Source organism: Bacteroidota bacterium, assembly GCA_017303975.1.
GTDB lineage: Bacteria > Bacteroidota > Bacteroidia > JAFLBG01 > JAFLBG01 > JAFLBG01.
This window is the reverse complement of record JAFLBG010000041.1, coordinates 13,130-31,820: the sequence shown is the minus strand read 5'-3', so window position 1 is coordinate 31,820 and position 18,691 is coordinate 13,130. Positions and strand designations below refer to the sequence as shown.

Annotated in this window: 15 protein-coding genes; 5 read left to right on the top strand and 10 right to left on the bottom strand. The window is 34.5% G+C overall.

The window, feature by feature from the left end:
- Nucleotides 1–345 precede the first annotated feature (345 nt).
- The 10 genes from J0M08_12280 to J0M08_12235 form a co-directional block, all read right to left on the bottom strand.
- Nucleotides 346–648, bottom strand: coding sequence for an RNA-binding protein (locus J0M08_12280; protein MBN8703836.1), 303 nt, complete (start codon nt 646–648; stop codon nt 346–348).
- A gap of 127 nt (nt 649–775) precedes the next feature.
- The gene (locus J0M08_12275) at nt 776–1,996 is read right to left on the bottom strand and encodes an S-adenosylmethionine:tRNA ribosyltransferase-isomerase (protein ID MBN8703835.1); all 1,221 of its coding nucleotides are present in this window, start codon (nt 1,994–1,996) and stop codon (nt 776–778) included.
- A gap of 20 nt (nt 1,997–2,016) precedes the next feature.
- Entirely contained in the window at nt 2,017–3,333 is a 1,317-nt protein-coding gene (locus J0M08_12270) for an HlyC/CorC family transporter (protein MBN8703834.1), read from the bottom strand.
- A gap of 91 nt (nt 3,334–3,424) precedes the next feature.
- A complete protein-coding gene (locus J0M08_12265) occupies nt 3,425–4,000 on the bottom strand; it encodes a DUF255 domain-containing protein (GenBank protein ID MBN8703833.1) in 576 nt (191 codons plus the stop codon).
- Nucleotides 4,001–4,028: 28 nt separating this feature from the next.
- Complete coding sequence (locus tag J0M08_12260; protein ID MBN8703832.1) at nt 4,029–4,463, bottom strand: hypothetical protein; 435 nt, start codon at nt 4,461–4,463, stop codon at nt 4,029–4,031.
- Between the two features lies 1 nt (nt 4,464).
- Nucleotides 4,465–6,183, bottom strand: coding sequence for a peptide MFS transporter (locus tag J0M08_12255; GenBank protein ID MBN8703831.1), 1,719 nt, complete (start codon nt 6,181–6,183; stop codon nt 4,465–4,467).
- A 118-nt stretch (nt 6,184–6,301) separates the two neighbouring features.
- A complete protein-coding gene (locus J0M08_12250; protein ID MBN8703830.1) occupies nt 6,302–8,395 on the bottom strand; it encodes a T9SS type A sorting domain-containing protein in 2,094 nt (697 codons plus the stop codon).
- 287 nt (nt 8,396–8,682) lie between these two features.
- On the bottom strand, nt 8,683–9,387 hold the full coding sequence (locus J0M08_12245; protein MBN8703829.1) for a response regulator: 705 nt from the start codon (nt 9,385–9,387) through the stop codon (nt 8,683–8,685).
- Nucleotides 9,377–10,630 carry a sensor histidine kinase gene (locus tag J0M08_12240; protein ID MBN8703828.1) on the bottom strand — a complete coding sequence of 418 codons (1,254 nt, stop codon included), beginning with the start codon at nt 10,628–10,630 and terminating at the stop codon, nt 9,377–9,379. Before J0M08_12240 ends, J0M08_12245 begins: the two co-directional genes overlap by 11 nt.
- Before the next feature lie 13 nt (nt 10,631–10,643).
- On the bottom strand, nt 10,644–12,845 hold the full coding sequence (locus tag J0M08_12235; GenBank protein ID MBN8703827.1) for a S9 family peptidase: 2,202 nt from the start codon (nt 12,843–12,845) through the stop codon (nt 10,644–10,646).
- Between the two features lie 47 nt (nt 12,846–12,892).
- Here J0M08_12235 and J0M08_12230 point away from each other — a divergent pair, with 47 nt between their 5' ends.
- The 5 genes from J0M08_12230 (at nt 12,893) to J0M08_12210 (ending at nt 18,673) form a co-directional block, all read left to right on the top strand.
- Nucleotides 12,893–13,216 carry a hypothetical protein gene (locus J0M08_12230; GenBank protein ID MBN8703826.1) on the top strand — a complete coding sequence of 108 codons (324 nt, stop codon included), beginning with the start codon at nt 12,893–12,895 and terminating at the stop codon, nt 13,214–13,216.
- Between the two features lie 102 nt (nt 13,217–13,318).
- On the top strand, nt 13,319–15,634 hold the full coding sequence (locus tag J0M08_12225; GenBank protein ID MBN8703825.1) for a TonB-dependent receptor: 2,316 nt from the start codon (nt 13,319–13,321) through the stop codon (nt 15,632–15,634).
- Between the two features lie 4 nt (nt 15,635–15,638).
- Nucleotides 15,639–16,205, top strand: coding sequence for a hypothetical protein (locus J0M08_12220; GenBank protein ID MBN8703824.1), 567 nt, complete (start codon nt 15,639–15,641; stop codon nt 16,203–16,205).
- 187 nt (nt 16,206–16,392) lie between these two features.
- Complete coding sequence (locus tag J0M08_12215; protein MBN8703823.1) at nt 16,393–17,574, top strand: PAS domain-containing sensor histidine kinase; 1,182 nt, start codon at nt 16,393–16,395, stop codon at nt 17,572–17,574.
- A gap of 40 nt (nt 17,575–17,614) precedes the next feature.
- Nucleotides 17,615–18,673, top strand: coding sequence for a response regulator (locus tag J0M08_12210; GenBank protein ID MBN8703822.1), 1,059 nt, complete (start codon nt 17,615–17,617; stop codon nt 18,671–18,673).
- Nucleotides 18,674–18,691: the final 18 nt, after the last annotated feature.

The window sequence follows — 18,691 nt, the reverse complement described above, 5'->3', positions numbered from 1 at the left end:
TAAACTGTACCGGGGGTTCGAATCCCCCCCTCTCCGCACCATTAAGTTAGTCCCCTCAAGGGACTTTTTTTATGCCTTATTATGTTTACATATTACAAAGTGAAAAGGACGGTTCTTATGCACAAAGACTAAGCCCAGAAGCACAAATACTTAACTTCAGCTTAGTTACGGCTATTACATTAAATGAAAGATGTTCTTTTGATTGTTGTGCTTGTGGAAAATTACGCTAGTGGAATACGCTTCTCTAATCGAGACGATAAGTACGTCCTTTGATATTTAAGCCTTATATATAAATAAAAAATCCCGCTATTTGCGGGATTTTTTATTTGAGAAGTATTAAGATTGTTAATATCTATTATTATTGTTGTTATTAAAAGATCTTCTTGGTTTAAATTCTCTTTTTTCTTCTTTTGGTTTAGCTTCAGACACAGTGATTTGTCTTTCTTTAATTGGTTTGCCATTTAATTCAGAGATTGCTCTTGCAGCATCCTCGTCATTTTGCATTTCAACAAAAGCAAAACCTTTGCTTCTACCAGTCATTTTATCAGTAATAACTTTAACTGATGTTACTGCACCAAACTGTGCAAAAAGTTCTTGAAGTTGTGCGTCTTTTACGTTGTAATCAAGATTTCCGATGTAAATATTCATGTTTAAAAAATAATTAATAAGCAACAAATGTATATCTAAAATTTGATAAAATCCACAAAATACTGCTTTTTATCAAAAAAATATTTTTTTGATAAAACAGCAACTGTTTGTTATTCAGTGTTTTATTTTAATTGGAGGGTTTAAACAACAGACTTCCATCGCCATAACTCAAAAAGCGATAGTTATTCCGCAAGGCATGTTCGTATATTTTTTTCCAGTTTTTACCTGCTACGGCTGCAACTAGCAACAATAAAGTGCTTTCGGGTTGATGAAAGTTTGTTACAATGCCATAGGCTGTTTTTAGTTGATAGGGTGGGGCAATTAAAATTTGTGTTTTGCAAATTAACCTAACTGTATTGTTTGTTTGCATCCATTTAATTAGTGAGTCAATAGCGATGTCTAAGAGTGTATCTTGTGCATTTATTTCATATACATCCCATTGTTTTATTTCTAATTCGGCAAGTGTTGCAGTTGGATTTATGTGTGCTTTAACTCCCATCCAGTAAATGGTTTCGAGGGTTCTTAAGGATGTTGTGCCAACTGCAATTATTTTGGTAGGATTGCTTTCTTTTATTTTTTCAAGAGTATCTATTGATACATCTATCCATTCTTCGTGCATAAAATGGTTTTCCATAGTAGCAGCCTTTACAGGCTTAAATGTACCTGCTCCTACATGCAGTGTTAAAAAATTACACGAAATGTTTTTTTTAGTTAGTTCTGAAAAAATGTGATTTGTAAAATGCAATCCGGCTGTAGGGGCAGCAACCGAGCCTTTTTCTTCAGCATACACTGTTTGGTATCTCGTTGTATCTATTGCTTGAGATTGCCGTTTTAGGTAAGGTGGTATTGGCATTGCGCCAACTGTGTCTAAAATCTCTGCAAAGCTGAGGTGTTCGGGCTGCCATGTAAAATGAATTAAGTAGGTGTCATTTGTTTTTTCAATAATTTCTGCTGTAATGCTGCAATCATTTATGTGTAGTGAAAGTGTTTTGTCTTTCCACTTTGCAGCTTTACCTACCATGCACAGCCATTTTACTTGGCCTTGCCTACTCATGGCTTTAGCTATATCGGGATATTCGTTACTTGGTTCGAGACAAAAAATTTCGATGTTTGCTTCCGTTTTATTTTTAAACAATAGCCTCGCTTGAATAACCTTTGTGTTGTTGAAGAATAGGGTAGTGTTGGGTTCTAAATAATCTGCAATATTTTTGTAGGTACTCTCGGTAATGGTTTCGTTTTTATAGATAAGTAGTTTTGAGGAGTGGCGCTCTTCTAAGGGGTATGCAGCAATTTTATCGTTTGGTAAATCGTACCAAAAATCTTTAATGGAAATATCTTTGGGATGCATAAAAATTGGCAAGCTGAAAGTTATTGGTTTTTCTCTTCAACTTGTTCATTCTCTTCAATTACTCTAAAGCGAACAAATTCAACACTGTGTTTAAATCTTTTTAGAATAGTGATTTCATAACCACCAAAAATTCGTTGTTCGCCAAGAGCAGGAATTCTGCCAAAAATATAATTAACCATTCCCGAAACTGTATCGTAGTGCGTATTTTCGGGCAATGAAATTGGAAGGAATTCGTTTACATCTGTAATAGCAGTAAGAGCGTTTACAATGTATTCTGTTTCGCTCTTCTTTTCTACGATAGGCTTTTCTTCATCGTATTCGTCTTGAATTTCTCCAACAAGTTCTTCTATAATATCTTCCATGGTTATTAAGCCATACGTGCCGCCAAACTCGTTGGTAACAATGGCCATTTGGATATGTTGCGTTTGAAGTTCTCGCAATAATTCATTTATTTTTTTGCTTGCGGGCACAAAATATGCTGGGCGAATAATATCTTTTAAACTAAAATTTTGATGTTTAAATGTTTTAAGTAAATCTTTTGTATAGACAATACCTAAAATATTTTCCATTGAATCTTTATAAACAGGAAGTCTTGAATAGCCTTCGTCTAGTACCTTTTCAATGATTTGTGGGTTGGTAGATTCTATGTTAATAGCAGAGATTTTATTTCGAGGAACCATTACTTGTTTAACAGTTCTGTCGTCAAAATCAAATACGTTTTGTATCAGTTCATGCTCCGAGCGTTTAATGGCGCCACCTTCTTCACTTTCGGTAAGCAGTATTTTTATCTCTTCTTCACTGTGTATGTTTTGTCCATCGGCCGATTCGAGCCCAAGCATTTTTATTAAGCGAATAGAAATGGTATTTAGAGTCCATATAAATGGCTTAAATACGGTGTAAAATAATTTCATGGGCACAACCACAAATAATGTTGTGTTAAGCGCATGTCGAATGGCTATGGACTTTGGTATTTGTTCGCCAAGGACAATGTGTAAAACTGTAATGAATACAAATGTGATTGGAATTGCCGCAGTATGAACCATTTCCGGACTGATGGCAATATTAATAGTATGCATGGTTTTTATGATAACTTTTGCAACTACTGATTCTCCTATCCAACCAAGAGCAAGACTTGCCAATGTAATACCTAGTTGTGTGGCTGAAATGTATGCATCTAAATTCTCCAACATTTGCTTTGCTGTCTTTGCTCTGCTACTTCCTTGGTTTGCTTTGATATCAAGTTGTGAACCTCGCACTTTTACAAAAGCAAATTCGGCCGCCACAAAGAAGCCGTTTAGCAAAACAAGAGACATTGTAATTAATAAGTCTAAAAGCATGGGTGGTAACAGGCTACGCCTGAAGTATTGTAAGATGAGTTTTTATTGTTTAGAAAGAGCACTTTTTTTTGAATATTAAATATTGTAGTTCTTATGGCGCAATTTCACTTTTGAATGTTTTTGTAAAATCTTCCCATTTAGTTGTTTTGTGATGATTCTTGCCATAAAAATTTAAAATAGGTTCCATGTCTTGTGGCTTTAAATAGCCTGGTACAGGACTTAACATGTTTACCCCTTCATCAAGAAATACTGTTGTTGGATAAGATAGTTGGTTGTTTAAAAGTGCTGCAGCTAGTTGGTGAACAGAGCTACGTTGTTCTGGATTAGGATTTACAAAAACTACATCGTTAAATCGAACAGTGTCTTTCATCTCTGCATTTAATTTAACCGCATAAAAGTATTCGTTGATATGCTTAATAATAACAGGGTTTGTAAACGTGTTTTTATCCATCACTTTACACCAGCTACACCAGTTGGTGTAAACATCAATAATAAATTTTTTAGGTTGCTTTTGGTTTAGCTTTATTGCTTCTTCAAACGTAATCCACTTGATTTGTTGGCTTTGTGTTGGATTTTTTTCTGAGGAGTGAGTTTGTGTAAAGCCCCAAATACCATACAGCGCAAAGCCTGATGCAATAAAAAGTACAAGGATGTTGAATTTTTTCATTAATTATATTGCCAATAACAATACAAATTTACGAAAATTTGTGCATTACTACCATGTTTAGGTATTGAATGTAGTCTTGCGACTCGGCATCTTTAAACTCGTAAAACCAATCAATTACAGCGTATCCCTTTTCTATACTGCCTTTCAGGCTTTTGGGTGTTACATAGCAAGCCACTAATTGATTAGCATAGAGTGGTTTGGCAAATTTCCAGTTGGTAACTTCCATTCCCGCAATAACTGTTTTACCAAAAAGCGGGATCCATTTGTTTTTGTGAATGGTAGTAAACAGCTGTGGTCCGCTTGCAATAAGTGCTTTAAAAGGAGTAGCTTTTGCCGCTTCTTCGTTGGTGTGAAAGTCAAGTGGGTCGAATTGAGTAGCAAAATCAATGATTTGCTGCTTGGTAAATTCTATATTCCCTAAATGAATTGGGTTGCCTGTTTTGTATCCTAAAAAAGATTCCATATTAAACAACTCCGTTCATCATTTTTGTTAATTTTTTAGATAGGAAAAATAAGAATACAGAGGCCGCTCCTGCTAAGAATACAAATAACATAAAAAAGGAGTATAAACTATCAATTTTGTAACCTGCAAACGATTTTTCTTTTATAACAGAATCTTTAAAAATATTTTTTACAACTCCAGTTTTTACAGTTTCATCTTTCACTTCTTCGAACGATACAGCATCTATGCTTACATATTTAGTTCCATTTATTTCTTCAGCTTTGTCTAAAACTTTGCACAGCGTAACGTTGTTTGCTTGCTGTTCTGCTTCAATAGCGGAAACAGTAACCATTGTTTCCGGATAATAAGAGCTTAATGTACCTGCGAATTTATTGGCTGACGCTGTGGATAAAAACCAAACACCCATTAACAACGAAGCAAATTTGATAGGAGCTAATTTGTTTACCATAGATAAACCGATTGGAGATAAGCATAACTCGCCAAAGGTGTGAATTAAGTATAAGCTAAACAGCCATATCATGCTTACTTTGGTGGATGCATCAATTCCTTTTACGCCTAATGCAATGATGAAATACCCTAAAGCAAGTAAAAACAAGCCAATTGCCTGTTTGTACGGAGAGCTAGGTTCAATATTTCGTTTTCCTAAAAAGCCCCAAAGTGCCACAAATAGTGAAGCGAATATTACAATTGCCACGGCATTGATGGATTGGAAATAGCTTGCCGGAATTGTACTTCCAAACAAAACTCTGTCGGTTTGTTCTTCAGCAAAGAATGTTAAAGCTGCTCCAGCTTGCTCGAATGCGGCCCAAAAGAAAATAACAAAGAATGCCGCAATATAAATTACCCAAATACGTTCGCGTTCAATTTTAGTCAAGCTTCTATCGGATATAATAAACCCGGGAGCTGCAATAGAAAGAGAGAAAATGAAGGAACCAATTATGCCTTGATCTAAAAAGTAAAACAGCGTAAATAATCCTACTTCAATACCTGTCCACAATGCAATTTGCCCTGAAGTAAATTCTGATTTTACTTCAGCGGTTGTATCAATGTCTTTAGTTTCTCTTGATTTATTAGGAGCTGCTCCAATTGGTTTTCCATCGGGTGTTACAATGTATTTGTCTTTAAGTGAAAGAAAAAGAATCAAACTAATAATCATTCCGATACAAGCCGCTAAGAATCCCCATTTAAAATCTCCGGGATTCCCGGTATCTCCCAGGTAACCGCAAACCAACGGAGAGAAGAATGCTCCTAAGTTAATTCCCATGTAAAATATGGTAAATGCGCTATCTATACGCTTATCTCCTACAGGATACAATTGCCCAACCATGGTAGAAATGTTTGGTTTGAAAAACCCATTTCCAACGATTAGTGCGGTAAGTCCGCCCATCATAATCATACGAGCTAATTCTATATTTTCAATAAATGACCCGGAAAGAAACATGAAAAACTGACCTATTGCCATTAAAATACCACCAATAATAATTGACTTACGGTTTCCCCAGTATCTATCGGCCATGTAGCCTCCAATTAGCGGAGTTAAATAAACAAGTCCGGTGTAGCTTCCGTAAATATCGCTACCAAATGCTTTGTCGTACAGCAATGCTTTTGTTAAAAAAAGCACAAATATGGCGCGCATACCATAGTAGCTAAAACGTTCCCACATTTCGGTTACAAACAATACGTATAACCCTTTTGGATGACCTTGTTTAATTTCTGACATGTTTTTTGTTTTAATTAAAGGTTGCTAAGATAATTGATTTTATGAAATTACATAAAGATCAAAAAAAAGGGGAGGCTTCGCATAGTATTACGCGAAGCCTCCCCTTTTTTTATATCAATTATTCTTTTATAACTCGCACCCAAGAGGGTGGTGTATTGTCTGATGTTGTTTTTATGAAGTATAAACCGCTTGCTCCTTCTAATTCAAGAGTTGTTTGGTTCGTGTTTTTTATTGTTTTGAGTAAAACAAGTTTACCTGAGAAGTTAAATACCTCTATTTGTGTGCTACTTGCTGTTTTTTCTAATGTTATAGTAAACAAGCCACTACCTGGATTTGGCCAAACTGATACATTAGATTTAGTATAATCTGTTATTCCATTAATTACAATGCTGCTACATGCCGATGTGTCCGTGCAACTGCTAGTGGTAATTTCAACTGCATAGCTGCCACTTACCGTTGCTTGAAATGTTCCATTAGTCGCTAAAGAAATAGGGCTAAAGTTATTGTTGCAATCAAGCCATTGATAAGATGCGCCTGCTAAATTAGCGGTTATTGTATTTCCTACTACCGTTACACCTGTATCCACTGTATTTATAATTAAGCTAATTGCTATTATACTATCGCATCCCAATGAATTTGTAATTGTGTCATTAAAGTTAGAGGACGTAGTAATTGTTTTTCCACTAGGACTTGTGTAGCTACCGCATGCAGATGCATTTAAGGAGAAGGTAGAAGAGCTTTTTATGGTTAGGTTAATTGCGATAATACTATCGCATCCTGCCGTATTTGCAATTGTATCATTAAATGTAGAGCTGCTTGTAACTACTTTTCCGCTTGGGCTAGTGTAGCTGTAGCAATTGGCTATTGTTAGCGAGTGTGTTGTAGGGTTTTTAATGGTAAGGTTTATGGTAATAATACTATCACATCCAATGGAGTTTGCAATTGTATCGTTGAATGTTGTTGAGGTTGTAATTGTTTTTCCGCTTGGGCTTGTGTAGCTAATGCAAACAGTTGGTGCTATAATAGCACTTGTGTGTACACATGGTTTGTACGACCAAAGTTCGTTTCCATTTATGCCATCGTTTGCGGTAAAGTAAAGTTTTCCGTTAAAGGGGGTAAATAAGAACGGACTCGAGCTGCTTGAACCTGCTCTTATATCTTCAACTAATGATGGGGCATTACCATCAAAACTCCATAGTTCGCTGCCAATAGAGCCGTTATTAGCTCCAAAAAATAATTTATTACTAAAGTTGGTAAATGAATATGGCGACCCATTGGCAGAACCAAAATTGAAATCGTGTTTAAGCACAGGAGAAACTAATCCATCATATTCCCATAATTCAAACCCGTTGACACCTTCCGAAGCAGTGAAATAAATTTTTCCGTTATATTCTGTAAAAGCTGGGCCTGTAAAAGGAAATGAAACAATATTGGTAGAGATCATAGAGGCATTATTTCCATCAAACCGCCATACTTGATTATTTGTAGTGGTATTATATCCTTGGAAATAGAGATAATTTCCAATCGACTTCAATTTTTGTATACCTGAAACGCCTCCTGTATTAATATTAGCGGCTATAGAAGTTGTGCTTCCATCATACACCCATAATGCCCATTTTTGACTAAATACAGACGAGTCGGCAGCAAAATACAATTTGTTATTAAACACACATAAATCTATTGGAGTAGGACCATTTGAGCCAGGAACAATTTCTATTACAGAAACAGTGGTGCCATCGAAACTATGTAGTTCCGGACCTTGTGAGCCATTTGCATAAAAATAAAGCTTGTTGTTATAAACAGTAAGATATTGTGGATTAGATGAAGTTGCCCCGGGGTTAATATCAGCGGCAATCGCAGGAGCATTTACCCCATCGTAAGACCAAAGCTCCCTACCATTAACGCCATCATCACAAACAAAATATAGTTTATTGTTATAAACTTGAATTCTTTCCATATTAAAACTACCAAATGTTACGGAATTACCGGATAAAACAAGTTGCATCCCGTTTATTGGGTCATAGGCTAATAATGATGTGCCAGTTGAGTCTGTATTAGATACCAACATTAGCTTACTATTGAATTCGATAATGGCACTAGTGCTTGAACCGGTAGAACCAGTATAAATATCTTTCACCATGTTCAGTTGCGCAAACGCAAGTATTACATTTGCTAAAAAAAAAGATACGAGTGTGAAAACTTTTCTTTGCATGTTTTTTGTTTTGATTGTTATTTAGCAATTGCGATCACTACAAAATCTGATTCCTATTTGGCTTTTGCAAAAGAATGGTACAAGTTGATGCTAAAAAGGTGTAAACGGTCAGTTTTTAGGTATTATAAATTTCTTAGCTGAAACTTTTTCTGAACTATAATTTGTAGTGTAAAATTAAAATAGCTACACCCTCAAATAGTTTTCGCAACGCGAATGGCACCAAACAGAGTGAATAAGTTATACAAAAAAACTTCAGGCATTTGTATATAAGTTTAGTTGAGAATCTATTACAATGTATTGAAACGGCTCATCAACTCGTTTTTATATTGCTTGCCGATAGGGATTTCTTGTTTATTTATAACTACATGTGCAAAGGCTAGTGCATCTATACGATTAATATTAATAACAAACGATTTGTGTACACGTAAAAAACGGCTGTCTAATTCCTGCTGAGTTATTTTTACTGTTCCTCTTGCTAAATATTGCTTATTAACTGTAATTATTTCAGTGTAATTACCATCCGACTTCAACCATAATATGTCTTGCAACAACACTTTTACAAACAAATTATTTTCTCTTATGAAAATGGCATCTTTTATTTTTGAATTTGCGCTGCTCTGGTTTTGAAAATTACTAATACCAATTTCTATGCTTGCATATAAATCTTCTTTTGTAAAAGGTTTTAGTAAGTAGCCATGAGAGTTTACTTTTTTTGCTTTTTCTAACGTTAATGGGTCGGCATTAGAGGTTACAAAAATTAGTGGGATATTGTAAGTATAATTAATATACTCAGCAAGTTCTATTCCGTCTTTTGAATTGCCTAAATTAATATCCACCAATACAATGTCTGGCTTTTTTTCTTTTAACAAAGTTTCAGCCTCTATGTAATTACATGCAATGCCGGTTGTTTCATAGCCTAATGTTTCAAGTATAACTTTTATGTCTTCGGCAATAATAAGTTCATCTTCTACAATTAGTATTTTAATTTTCATTTTGTGTTGTGTGATGGGATGTGTCAAAAAATGAAATTAGAAAATTTGCTCCACTGTCATACGTATATTTTAAAGAGCCCTTTAGCTGCCTTGCGAGTATGGTTACCAATTTTAGTCCCATAGAGTTGGGTGTAGTTATTTTACTTTCATCTATTCCTAAGCCGGAATCTTTAACGCGTAGTATGTAATTATTGTCGGCTATTTGCTTGATGCTTATTTCTAGTTTGCCTCCAGCACCTAAAGCATATTTGAATGAATTGCTACAAAGTTCATTGATGATTAATCCAAGAGGAACAGCTGTGTCAATATCGAAATAAAAGTTGTCTATGTTTATTAAAATTTGAACGTTAGTTTGGTTTCCTGAATAGTTTTTCCGAATGTTATCTACTAACTCTTTTACGTAATCGTTAAAGTTTAATTTCGAAAAATCTGACGTGTTTTGGTACAAACGTTGATGTAGCAGTGCCATTGTTTTTATTCGGCTTTGACCTTCTTTAATAGCAGAAAGCGCGGTTTCATTTTCAATAGAGTAGGATTGAAGATTTAATAAACTACTTATAATTTGTAAATTATTTTTTACTCGATGATGAATTTCTTTTAATAAAAGTTCCTTATCGTTATTTTGCTTGGAAACAATTTTATTTTGGTATTCAAGTTCACGATTTATTGCTAAAATGTTTTGTTCTGATGATGTGTATAGACTTGTGTATTGAGAAATAATGTAAAAAACAATAAAGAAAGCAATTGATATTTCCAATATCAGCGGAAGCATATCAATAGTATTGAGAGGTGCCATTTTCTCAATATTGCTATTTAGAAAAAAAACTATATGCACTGCTATTTCAACTAATGCAACTAACAAAAAATATTTTGCAATTTTTGAGCCCAAACCAAAATAGCCCAGTGCTACTGCTACAATTAGCCAAACTAAATCTCCATAATGAATCAATGTTTGAAATATATTGATAGAAAATGCACAAAGTGTAAGCCCCGATATTACAATGAAATAATAAATGGGCTTATAGTTTTCTGTTTTAAATAAGTAGTAGAGAGAGCCGGAAGTAATTAATAATGAAAATGTAAATAGGAAGAAGGACTTTAGGTCGCCTTGTACCAAGAACGCAAGTATTAGAAAAACGAAAAGAATAGAAAGAACATAGTTTACCCGCCAAATTAAGTTAAACCTAGCTTTGTCAAAAGCGTTTGTGTGTTTTGAATTTAGTGTGTAAAAAAGTAGGCTCATGTATGTTTTAACTTTACACTTTTCTGAAAATATAATTTGCCAACATACTGTATAAGTGATAGCGCGTATTGCCGCCACTTATCCCGTGATTTTTATTTGGATAATAAAATGAATCGAATTGCTTCCCTTCTTTTATTAGTGCATTTGCCATTTCAACTGAGTTCTGAAAATGTACATTGTCATCACCCGTACCGTGAATAATAAAGTAATTACCCTTTAAATTTTTTACATGATTAATTGGAGAGTTGTCATCGTACCCAACCGCATTATCTTGAGGCAATCCTAGGTAGCGTTCAGTGTAAATAGAATCATAAAAGCGCCAATTACTAACGGGGGCAATTGCAATTGCTGTTTTAAAATAATCTGCCCCTTTTAAGATGCATAGCGATGATAGATAGCCACCATAACTCCAACCTTCAATGCAAATACGGCTTTGGTCAACATAAGGAAGTGAGCCAAGATGTTTTGCGGTTTCAATTTGGTCAATGGTTTCTAATTTTCCTAATTGTTTATAGACACAATTTTTAAATTCCTTTCCTCTGTAGGCAGTTCCTCTGTTATCTACAGATACAACAATGTAGCCGTTTTGTGCTAAGTATTGATGCCACAAATATTCTTTGTTATCCCAGCAATTAAGCACTGTATTGTGCCCCGGACCGCCATAAACAAATTGGATTACCGGATATTTTTTGGTTGCGTCAAAATTGGTAGGTTTTATTATCCAGCCATTAAGTTCAATATTTTGGGAGGTTTTGAAATTAAAAAATTCTTTCGGAGCTAAACTGTATTGATTTAATACAAGTTTTACGTCTTGATTATTTTCAATAACTCTAATTTGTCTGCCTGTGCCATCGTGTAAAGAGTAGGATGCAGGGCTATTTGCGTTGGAGTAAGTTTTTATAAAATATGTAAAAGTCGAATTAAAGGAAGCATCGTTATATCCATTTTCCAAAGAAAGTCTTGTTTTGTCGGCACCATCTATTCTAATTTTGTATATGTCTTTTTGCAAAGGTGATGTTTCTGCCGATGTGTAATAAATCATTTTATTTTTTGTGTCAGTCCCTTTTATGCTGATTACATCCCAGTTTCCGGTTGTTAGTTGTTTAATTAATTTGCCGTTGCTGTCGTAATGATATAAGTGATTGTGTCCACTTTTTTCGCTTGTAATTACAAAAGAATTGTCGTTGAAAAAATAAGCGTAGTCGCCTTCTAATTCATTAGTTTCTACATATGTGTTGCTTTCTTCGGTATACACAATCTGTGTAGTCCATGTTTGTGTGTTTGCAAAAATGAAATTTAATTTATTTTGTAAACGATTTAATTTGGCAATAGACAAGGTGTTGTTCTGTGGAGCCCATTTAATGCGTGATACATAAAAGTCTGTTTCACTACCTAGGTTTATTTGTTTAGTTGTGTTATTATTTAAATCATACACATGTATGGAAACGATAGAGTTTTTTTCTCCCGCTTTGGGGTATTTGTATTTATAGGGTTTGGGGTAAAGTGCGGTATATTCATCAAATGAAAATTCTTTTACCTCTGTTTCATCAAAGCGATAAAAGGCAATTTGTTTACTATTGGGCGACCAAAAATAGGCTATGTCAAATGCAAATTCTTCTTCGTAAACCCAGTCCGCAGCTCCGTTAATAATTTTATTCCATTCACCATCAAAAGTAATTTGTGTGGTTTTGTTTGCTGATAAATCTTTGTAAAAAATATTGTTGTTTTGAACATAGGCTACTTTGTTGCCATCCGGAGAGAATCGCGCATGCATTTGTTTAGCGCCATCTGCAATTTTTGTAATTGTTTTATTCGTTACATCCCAAACAAAATAATTTTCCCGAGTAGAGTGCCTGTAAATAGCTTCGGAGTTACATTTTAATAAAATTTTTGTTCCATCATTATTAAGAGTGTAATCTTCTATAACTCCTGTTTCTTTAGCTTTTGCATTAAAAGCAGGTTGTGCACTGTTAAATAAAGTATCAGTTGCTTTTCCGCTTATATATTCATACTTAACAATAAACTGATTGCTTTTCTCAAACTCTAATTTGGTATAATGATTCCCTTCGTGTGTAGATTGAATAGTTTCAATTCCTTTTATTTTAAAGCTGCCATTTAGCCAAATATCTTCTAACATTAGTTTGTTTTGAGCATTAGAATTATAGATAATAAAAGTGACTGTTAGCGAAACAATCAAAGCTTTGAATAGACTCATGTGTGCATAATTTTATATTACATTCAAATGTATTAACTTTGCCTTAAATGCGCTCTTCGTATATAAAAATATTATCACTTGTTTTTTTACTTGCTTTTGCGAATACTATTATTCAAAAGAGTGTGCATGATTTTGAGCATCGTTTAGATAAGCATTGCGATGTAAATACAGAAAAACATATACATGAATTAGAGCACAATTGTAATCTATGTGATTTTACGACTCCTGCCTCAATTACTGAATTTAAGGCGTTTGTAAAAGGTGTTGTTGTTTCGGAAGCTTTACTGGTACTTAACTACCAATCATTTAATTTAATTTTTTCATTTCTTTCTTCGTTTAGTTTACGGGGGCCTCCTGTAATTCTTAATTAGTTTTTAATTTATAGCGCTTCTTTAAATGAAGTGTCTGTGTAGTATTATTCCTCTCTTATTCATTTTTGAATGTTACAGTTTGGTAAGCGTTTAGCATTGCTAATGGCTTTCATATTTACAGTTTTTGTAAACGCTCAATCACAAAATCCTTGCAATTTTATATTGCAGGGTAAAGTGATTGATGAGCATGATAAATCAGTATTGCCATATGCAGTGTTGTTGTTAAAGGAAATCAATTATTCAACTACTTCTGATAGTGCAGGGAATTACATGTTTCGCAACCTATGTGAGGGTTATTATACAATTATTATAGATCATGTAGGTTGCGAACGTGTATTTAAAAACATAACTATAAGCGGAAGTACAACTATTGATTTTTACGCAGAACACCACACCGAGCAGTTAAAAGAAATTGAGATAAAAGAGTTGTCTGAAAAACATCTTGAAACACATTCACAAACACAGTTAAGCGCTAGTCAAACATTTAAAAGCTCAGGCAATGCACTTGGAGAAATGTTGAAAGACATTTCCGGTGTTACGGCATTGCAAACAGGAAGTAGTGTTGTAAAGCCTGTTATTCAAGGATTGCATAGCAATAGGATTTTGATACTGAATAATGGTGTTAGATTAGAAGGCCAGCAATGGGGTACAGACCATGCGCCTGAGATAGACCCTTTTTCTGCATCCAAAATAACTGTTGTGAAAGGAGCTAATAGTGTGCGATATGGTGCCGATGCTATTGCAGGTACAATACTTGTAGAGTCAGCTCCATTGCGTGATTCGGCAGGTGTAGATGGTGCAATTTCAACGGCATTATTTTCTAATGGAAGGCAGGGCGTTGTGTCTGGATATACGCAGGTTAATTTTGGCAAAGTAAAGCCACTAGCTATCCGATTGCAGGGAACACTTAAAAAAGCAGGTAATGTAAATGCACCTTATTATTATTTAAAGAACACAGGATTGCACGAAACAAATTTTTCTTGGCAAGCAGGTTGGAAAAAAAAGAGTTATGATGTAGATGCTTATTATAGCCAATTTTCTACAACGATTGGCATATTTTCTGCATCCCATATTGGTAATTTAACTGACCTGAAGAAGGCCTTTGAAAGTCCTGTCCCGCTTGAACAAAGTGGATTTACGTACGCCATTGATCGGCCTTATCAGCACGTTACGCACGAGTTGATAAGAGTGAAAGCACAAGTTAAAATTGCAAGTGCCTTTAAATTGGTGGCTTCCTATGCTCGTCAGTACAATTTGAGATATGAATACGATAAACATAAGCCGCTCAACAATAATTTAGCAGCACTAAACAAACCCGAGTTTCAGTTGGAACTTACAACTCATACCGGTGATTTGTATTTTGAACACAGTGCTGTAAGACAAACTAGGGGTGTGTTGGGCGTATTTGGTATGATGCAGCAAAACACCTACGAGGGTAGATTTTTTATTCCGAATTATGAAACGTTTGCCGGTGGAGTTTATCTTGTTGAGCAATGGCAAAAAAATAAGTTTGGCGTAGAGTTAGGTGGTAGATACGATGTTCGAGATGTAAGTGTGTATAGATGGGTAAATTCTAGTGTGTTGAATACGAAGCATTATTTTACAAATGTTTCCGGAGTAATTGGCATAAGTTATGATTTACATAAAACCATTCGTGTAAAGGCGAATTCAGGTATTGCATGGAGAGCGCCTGGTGTAAATGAGTTGTATAGCGATGGATTACATCATAGTGTTGCTTCAATTGAAAAAGGAGACACTGCATTAAAAGTAGAGCGTGCCTATAATTCATCTATTACGATTGAATATGATTGTAATTGTGATCGCCAAACTGTAATTCAGATTAATCCGTATTATAATGTGATTGAGAATTTTATCAATTTGATTCCCGGAACTACTCCTGTACTTACCATTAGAGGCGCATTTCCTGTGTTTTACTATAAGCAAGTAAATGCAACCCTTTCAGGTGTTGATGCACAAATTAGCACGTATGTAACCAAACATATTCAGTTTGTTGCTAAAAGTTCTTTTCTACAAGCAATTGACAGAACTAATGCTGTTTGGTTGCAACAAATGCCTGCTAATAGAGCTGCAGGAACCGTTCGGTATCATTTTTCAGATAGTAAAAAAATGAAAAATACGATAGTTGAATCGGAATTGCTATATGTTAATCAACAGTGGCGAGTGCCTTCTAATGCTGATTTTGCAGTTCCTCCAAGCGGATATTTTTTACTTGGATTTTATTTTTCGGGTAGAATAAGTATGGGTAAAACATATATCGATATTGGAGTACAATTACAAAATGTATTAGACTCAAAATACCGAGATTACCTGGATAGATTTAGATACTACACAGATGCAATGGGGAGAAACGTTTCCCTGAAAGCAAAGATTCCATTTAGTATTAATTTAAAAAAATAAAAAAATGAATACACTTAAAACTATATTGGTATTAACCAATTTGACATTTTTACTTCTTATCAATAGTTGTAAAAAAGATGATGATAAAGTTCCAAATCCTGAACCTCCGGCAAATGAGTCGGAAGTAATAACTACTGTTAAATTAAGTTTTATAGATTCCGCAGGTCTTGTTCCTTCGGTAGAAGCAACTTTTAAAGACCCTGATGGGGATGGAGGCAATATTCCAACTGTTTTTGATACGATTAAACTTAAAGCAAATACAACTTATTATGCTTCGGTTATTTTATTGGATGAAACTAAAAATCCTGCCGACACTATTTCAAACGAAGTACAGGAGGAAGCTGAAGATCACTTGTTTTGCTACTATCCTAGCGCTATTTCAATTTCTATTTTAACTACAGACGTTGATGCAAACGGATATCTTGTTGGGTTGCATTCAAAGTGGAGGGTCGGTTCTATTGGAACAGGCGCAACTCAAGTAATTTTGAAACACCAGCCGGAAATAAAGAATGGATCTTGTTCTTTAGGCGAAACGGATATTGATATTTTGTTCCCAACCAAAATAGAATAGCCTTTTTAGTAAGTATGAGTGGTGGAAGGCGTTGTTGTTTTGCATTGCTCATACTTATATTTTTAGAATAATTTGAATTTGTACATTGGTTGTAGCTGATACACGTCATTTTTTTAAATTCTATAGCAACTTAACTTCATGCACATAAATTCTGTATTTTTATAATTAGAATTTTATAAACACATAAATGGATAGCCAAGAAGGAGCAAGTACACTTTTTTTTAATGCAACAGAGGGAATTGTAATTGTTGATGATGCCGGAATCATTAGACAGTGTAATCCAAGTGCAGAAAGAATGTTTGGATATGGAAAGGCCGAATTGTTAAACAAGAAAATAGAAGTATTAATTCCGCATCGGTTTTCAAAAAAGCACGATTCACATAGGACAAATTATAACAACAATCCTCATTCTAGGTCTATGGGTTCTGGAATGGATTTATTTGGCATAACAAAAGATGGAAAAGAGTTTCCTGTTGAGATAAGTTTAAGTCCATATGTTAGCGAGGATAAAAAGTATGTGATTGCATTTGTCATTGATATATCAATTCGTAAACAAGCAGAAGAAAAGTTAAAGAATTATTCTGTTGAGTTGGAACGCCAAGTAAAGAACAGGACAATGATTTTGGAGGAAGCTATCGCAGAATTAGAAAAAACAAAAGATGATTTGCATGTTGCCTTAGAAAAGGAGAGAGAGTTAAGTGAATTAAAATCGAGATTTGTCTCTATGGCATCACATGAGTTTAGAACACCTTTAGCAACAATACTTTCGTCTTTATCATTGGTTACTAAATATGGCAATCAGAATGATAAGGAAAAGCAGGATAAGCACATTTTAAAGATTAAGTCCTCTATAAATAATTTAACCGATATACTTAATGATTTTCTGTCTGTTAGTAAATTGGAAGAAGGGAAGATTGTGAATTCTCCGGAGTATTTAGATTTGCGATCATTTATGCTTGAAACTATTGGTGAGATGCAACCACTTGCAAAGCACAATCAGTTAATTAATTATAGTCATCAAGGAGAAGATGTTGCATTGCTCGATAAAAAATTATTGAAAAACATTTTATTTAATCTTATTTCTAACGCAATAAAATTTTCCCCAGAAAACACCTACATTGAAGTAAATGTATTGGTAGCAGAGCAGAATATTACCATTTCGGTAAAAGATAATGGCATTGGAATTCCTAAGGATGAGCAGAAATACTTGTTTCAGCGATTTTTTAGGGGAAATAATGCAACGCATATTCAAGGTACCGGTTTGGGATTGAATATTGTTGCAAAATATGCAGAACTGATGAATGGAATTATCAGTTTGGAGAGTTTTGAAAACGTTGGTACAACGATTACATTGCAAATTGAAAGATAGTAAGTAGTACGAGGTATTTAAAAATTTTAATTGTAAAGTCATGAAAAAAATTTTATTGATTGAGGACAATAAGGATATGCGTGAAAATACAGCGGAAATATTAGAGTTGTCTAACTATCAAGTTGTGACTGCGGTAAATGGGAAAGAAGGCGTTGCAATGGCACAGAAAGAAAAGCCGGATTTGATTATATGTGATATTATGATGCCAATGCTCGATGGATATGGCGTTTTACATATGCTTTCAAAGAATGATGAAACTGCTAACATCCCTTTTATTTTTTTAACCGCAAAGGCAGAACGAAGCGATTTACGTAAAGGAATGGAAATGGGGGCTGATGATTATTTGACAAAGCCCTTTGATGATATTGAGCTGTTGAATGCGATTGAAAGTAGGCTTAGAAAGCTAGAGTTGTTGAAAAATGATTTTAGCAAAGGTTCTGAAGGGTTAAATGAGTTTATTTCTAATGCTAAGAAATTTGAGGATTTAAAAAAACTATCCGAGAAGTATGATTCTAAAGAACTTAAAAAGAAGGAGGTTTTATACACAGAAAGCTCGACTGTAAAAGGATTGTATTTTTTGAATAAAGGAAAGATAAAAACATATAGAACTAACGAGCAAGGAAAGGAATTAATTACAGGATTGTTTAAGGAGGGCGATTTTATTGGCTACTTGGCATTGTTAGAAGAGGGCAACTATTCTGATTCTGCAATGGCATTAGAAGATTCCGAAGTGTCTCTTGTACCTAAGGAAGATTTTTATTCGTTGATTTATAAGAATGCAGACGTTTCAAGAAAATTCATAAAAATATTATCTGATAATTTAAAAGAGAAAGAAGAAGAGTTGCTTAAGTTGGCCTATAACTCCGTTCGGAAAAGAGTTGCTGAAGCTTTGGTTAAATTACATGCCCGCTTTAGTACGAATCCAGAAAATGCATTTAGCATAAGTATTTCTAGAGAAGATTTAGCCAATTTGGCCGGTACGGCAACAGAAACAACCATTCGCACACTTAGTGATTTTAAGGAGGAGGGCTTAGTTGAAATCAAAGGAAGTTCAATTACAATTAAAAATTTAGGAAAAATTTCTACAATGAAAAACTGACAAGAATCAGTTTTTGTG